Raw genomic sequence first — 4,145 nt, 5'->3', positions numbered from 1 at the left:
GGCCGCCCGGGCCCGCCTGACCGGCTACTGACGTTTCACGGCGGTGGCCGGGGTACGTCGCGGAAGCCGGTGATGAGCCCTCCGCGGACGGATCCGCGGTGGAAACGACTCGAGCGAGGTGGCGAATGAGCGGTCCTGCCGGACAGAGTCAGCCCTACCCGGGCGAGACGTCGAAGATGGAGCCGCGGCCGCGTGACGAGATGCGCGGCTACGAGGGCCGGGGCCTGCTGGCCGGGCGGCGGGCGCTGATCACCGGCGGCGACTCCGGCATCGGACGGGCGGTCGCGGTGGCCTTCGCCAAGGAGGGCGCCGACGTCGCGATCACCTACCTGGAGGAGGACGCCGACGCCCGGCACACCGCCGCCCTGGTCGAGGACGAGGGCCGCCGCTGCCTGACGTTCGGCGGCGACCTGGCCGACGAGCGCCACACCCGCGACGTCGTCGCCCGCGCGGCCGAGCAGCTCGGCGGCCTGGACGTGCTCGTCCTGCACCACGGCACCCAGCAGCCCGTCGACGACGTCCGCGAGATCGACACCGGGCAGCTCGACCGCACGTTCCGCGTCAACGTCCACAGCCTCTTCTGGACCGTCCAGGAGGCCCTCGGACACCTGCCCGACGACGGATCGATCATCATCACCGGGTCGATCAACGGGCTGCGCGGCAACACCAGCCTGATCGACTACTCGGCCAGCAAGGCCGCCGCGATGACCTTCGCGCAGTGCCTGGCCAAATCCCTGATGGACCGCGGGATCCGGGTCAACACCGTCTCCCCGGGCCCGGTGTGGACACCGCTCATCCCCGCGACGCTCGACGAGGACCGCGTCGAGGGCTTCGGCGAACAAGCCCCCATGGGCCGCCCGGCAGACCCGGACGAGATCGCACCGTCCTACGTCTTCTTCGCGAGCCCCCGCCTGTCCTCCTACTACACCGGCCAGAACCTCGTCCCGGCCGGAGGAGAAATCCACCCCGGCTAACAATGCCGAACGCCCGGCCAGCCGCCTGTTCAGCGGGGCAGGGGCGCGTCCGGTTCCCAGGGCCGCAGCGGCAGGCGCCAGTCCGGCGGCCAGTTCGCCAGCGCCACGGCCGTCATGATCACCAGATGGACGGGGGCCGAGACCTCCTCGTAGAGGGGCGCCTCGTCGAGGAGGTGCGTCGTCACCGCCCCGGCCATGAGGAGGACCAGCGCCACGGCCCCGAGGAAGCGCGTCCGGCGGCGCGGGACGACCAGCAGGACCGCGCAGATCCCCTCGGCGGCGCCCACCGGGAACCGCATCCACGACGGCCACCCCCAGTCGGCGAACTTCACCGAGTAGGCCGGGCCGAAGAAGGTCGGGCCAGGCCAGAACTTGGTCACCATCCCGACCATGAACGCCAGGAACAGGTACGCGATGAGCGCGACGGCGAGGCGCCGTTTCCACACGTGCCACCGTTCGGACATCTTGCTCATGGTCTTCTCCACATCGCTCGTCCCGGCGCCTCCTGGCCGGTCTGTGGATCTGACACGTGCCGCTGGACGGATGTGACACCCGGGCGCGTCGTCCAGGGAACGGATGGCGGAGAGACGCGGAAAATGGCTCCGCATCCGCATCAAGGTCACCGCGCCACAGGTTCTCGTCGGCGGTCGTTAGAAGCGGGACCCAAGGGGAAGGGCGCCAAGGGCCGGTCCGGCGCACAGGCCAAAAGCGGACGCAGGCCAGCGCAAGACCGCTCAGTCGAGATCATAGGCAGGGGGAACCATGGCGGATAATCCATCGTTCATCGAGGTCCAGAAGTGCCTGGCCGGGATGGACTACCCGGCCTCCCGGGACGACCTGGTGACGCACGCGCAGGAGCACGGCGCCGACGAGCAGATGCTGCGGGCGCTGCGCGCCATGCCCGACCGGGAGTACGACGGTCCCAGCGGGGTCAGCAAGGAGATCACCAGAACGTCCTGACCTACCGGACCAGGAACAGGTGCTCGGGCTGCCCCGGATGAGGCCGGGGCAGCCCGGGGCGCACCTGCCGCCCGGCGACTCCGGCCACCGCCGCGCCCCCGCGGTTCCTCGCCCACCTCGACGGCACGGCCCCCGTGACCGCTCCCACCAGCGACATCGCGTTTGCGGGACGGATCACTGTTTGTCCCGCAGGGGCAGGGTAAGCGCTAACGCGCGGAGCGCATTCGGCTCAGCCCGCAAACGCCCCCGTCCATTTCGCGGAGATCCGGTTTCCCCGAGATGCGAGCCGAAGGAGGAATGGTCATGGCGCAGCGTGATGTCATTCAGGTGCTCACCCACGATCACCGCGAGGTGGAGGAAATGTTCGACGAGCTGTCGGAGGCGACCGACCCGGACGCGCGGCGGCGGATCGTCAACGACATCACCATCGAACTGGTGCGGCATTCGGTGGCCGAGGAAATGTACCTGTACCCCGCGGTTCGCGAGCTGGTGCCCGGTGGCGACGAGCTGGCCGACAAGGAGATATCCGAGCACGCCGAGGTCGAGCGGATCCTCAAGGAGCTGGAGCGGGCCGACCCCGCCCACGACTCCTTCGGCACGCTGGTGCGCCGGCTCATCGACGACGTTTCCGCGCACGTCCGGGAGGAGGAGGGCGAGATGTTCCCCCGGCTCGCCGACAACGCGGGGTCCGAAGAGTTGCTCGCGCTGGGCAAGCAGGTCGAGTCCGCCAAACGCACCGCGCCGACCCGTCCGCACCCGTCCGCTCCGGACAGGCCGCCGCTGAACAAGCTGCTGGCCCCCGGCACGGGCCTGATCGACCGGGTCCGCGACCACCTGACCGGCCGCGGACGCGACTGACGCCTCGGCCGTAAGGGCGGGGCCGCCCACCACGGGCCGGCTGATTGCGCAGGTGCTCCCCGGGTAATGGCTCGCACATGCTTCGCACGGTATCGCTGCCGATCGCGGTCACCCTCGCGGGTACCGCGCTGGCCGGATGCGCGGGCTCGGGGGCCGGCGGTGACGTGGAGGCGGTCGCGTCCGCGTTCTCCGAGGCCATCCGGGACGGCGACGGCGGGGGCGCCTGCGCGCGGCTGGTCCCCAAAGCTCAGAGCAGCGTGGAATCCGGTGGCTCTTCCTGCGCTCAGCAGATCCTCGAACTGGGCCTGACCGGCGGGGCGGTGCGCGACCCGGAAGTGTGGGGACAATGGGCACGGGTTCACATCGGTGGCGATACCGCCTTCCTGACCCAGTGGGCGCAGACCTGGAGGATCGCCGCGGCGGGCTGCCGGCCGCGGCGAGAGCGTCCCTACGACTGCGAGCTCGAGGCTTGATCACTCATGCGTGCCACGTTCGTGCTCACCCTGTCGATCATCGTGATCGGCCTCGGCTACGTCGCGGCGATCGCGTTGCTGCAGCGCTGATCCGGAGGGCGGACGATGCGACGGTTCCTGCGCGAGAACGGGCTCACCCTCTTCTTCCTCCTGATCATGCTCGGCGCGCTCGTGGGGCAGGCCTTCGCCGGCCTGGCGAACTACAACAACCAGCTGGTCGCCGAAGGCGGCCACACCATCGGCCTGGGCCGCTACATCACCGGCTCGCAGTTCGGCGTGGACGTCATGGAGAACTGGCAATCGGAGTACCTGCAGTTCTTCCTGTACATCTTCATCACGGTGTGGCTGACGCAGCGCGGGTCGCCCGAGTCCAAGACGCTGGACGAGCGCGGTACCGAGTCCGATGCAGAACAGAAGGTGGGCAAGCATGCCGGGCCGTCGTCGCCCGCCTGGAGTCGGGGAGGGGGACTGCGGGGAGTGCTGTTCTCGCGGTCGCTGGGCCTGGTGATGGGCGGGATCTTCGTGCTGTCCTGGCTGGTCCAGTCCCTCGCCGGGCGAGTGGCCTACAACGCGAACCAGCTCGCCCAGTACGAGGACACGCTGTCATGGTGGCAATACGTCCGGTCCGCCGAATTCTGGGACCGCACCCTGCAGAACTGGCAGTCGGAATTCCTGGCGGTCGCGTCGATGGCGGCACTGTCCATCTATCTGCGCCAGCGCGGTTCGCCCGAATCCAAACCGGTCGGCACTCCCCACGGCGCCACCGGGATCGAAGGCTGACTACCGGTCGCCGGCGTCGCGGATGAGGTCGCGGACGCGGTCGACCATGGCGGCCATCGGGCCCACGAGCATGTTCTTGGTGGCGGACTCGGTGCCCGGG

6 protein-coding genes are annotated in these 4,145 nt (G+C 69.9%); 5 read left to right on the top strand and 1 reads right to left on the bottom strand.

The genetic code is table 11. The features are described from left to right. The first annotated feature begins 125 nt into the window (after positions 1-125). A complete protein-coding gene (locus E1264_RS40910) occupies positions 126-974 on the top strand; it encodes an SDR family oxidoreductase (protein ID WP_132182685.1) in 849 nt (282 codons plus the stop codon). A 29-nt stretch (positions 975-1,003) separates the two neighbouring features. On the opposite strand, the gene E1264_RS40905 is transcribed toward E1264_RS40910, so the two are convergent. Beyond that, entirely contained in the window at positions 1,004-1,447 is a 444-nt protein-coding gene (locus E1264_RS40905; protein ID WP_207936906.1) for a DoxX family protein, read from the bottom strand. A gap of 289 nt (positions 1,448-1,736) precedes the next feature. Between E1264_RS40905 and E1264_RS40900 the strand changes: the two genes are divergently transcribed. The 4 genes from E1264_RS40900 (at position 1,737) to E1264_RS40885 (ending at position 4,045) form a co-directional block, all read left to right on the top strand. Next, positions 1,737-1,934 carry a DUF2795 domain-containing protein gene (locus E1264_RS40900; protein WP_132182683.1) on the top strand — a complete coding sequence of 66 codons (198 nt, stop codon included), beginning with the start codon at positions 1,737-1,739 and terminating at the stop codon, positions 1,932-1,934. Between the two features lie 303 nt (positions 1,935-2,237). Further along, positions 2,238-2,792 (top strand): hemerythrin domain-containing protein, encoded by a 555-nt coding sequence (locus E1264_RS40895; RefSeq protein WP_132182681.1) that lies wholly within the window; start codon positions 2,238-2,240, stop codon positions 2,790-2,792. 77 nt (positions 2,793-2,869) lie between these two features. Next, a complete protein-coding gene (locus E1264_RS44260) occupies positions 2,870-3,265 on the top strand; it encodes a hypothetical protein (protein ID WP_165964646.1) in 396 nt (131 codons plus the stop codon). Positions 3,266-3,370: 105 nt separating this feature from the next. Beyond that, on the top strand, positions 3,371-4,045 hold the full coding sequence (locus tag E1264_RS40885) for a DUF6766 family protein (protein ID WP_132182677.1): 675 nt from the start codon (positions 3,371-3,373) through the stop codon (positions 4,043-4,045). The last annotated feature ends 100 nt before the right edge of the window (positions 4,046-4,145 follow it).

Source organism: Actinomadura sp. KC216, from assembly GCF_004348535.1.
Taxonomy (GTDB): Bacteria; Actinomycetota; Actinomycetes; order Streptosporangiales; family Streptosporangiaceae; genus Spirillospora.
The sequence above is the reverse complement of the archived record's forward strand: the minus strand, read 5'-3'. Positions and strand labels throughout refer to the sequence as shown.

Bases quoted from the DNA above. Each gene is read 5' to 3' on its own strand.
- E1264_RS40910 (WP_132182685.1), top strand. From the start codon at position 126: ATGAGCGGTCCTGCCGGACAGAGTCAGCCCTACCCGGGCGAGACGTCG.
- E1264_RS40905 (WP_207936906.1), bottom strand. From the start codon at position 1,447: ATGAGCAAGATGTCCGAACGGTGGCACGTGTGGAAACGGCGCCTCGCC.
- E1264_RS40900 (WP_132182683.1), top strand. From the start codon at position 1,737: ATGGCGGATAATCCATCGTTCATCGAGGTCCAGAAGTGCCTGGCCGGG.
- E1264_RS40895 (WP_132182681.1), top strand. From the start codon at position 2,238: ATGGCGCAGCGTGATGTCATTCAGGTGCTCACCCACGATCACCGCGAG.
- E1264_RS44260 (WP_165964646.1), top strand. From the start codon at position 2,870: ATGCTTCGCACGGTATCGCTGCCGATCGCGGTCACCCTCGCGGGTACC.
- E1264_RS40885 (WP_132182677.1), top strand. From the start codon at position 3,371: ATGCGACGGTTCCTGCGCGAGAACGGGCTCACCCTCTTCTTCCTCCTG.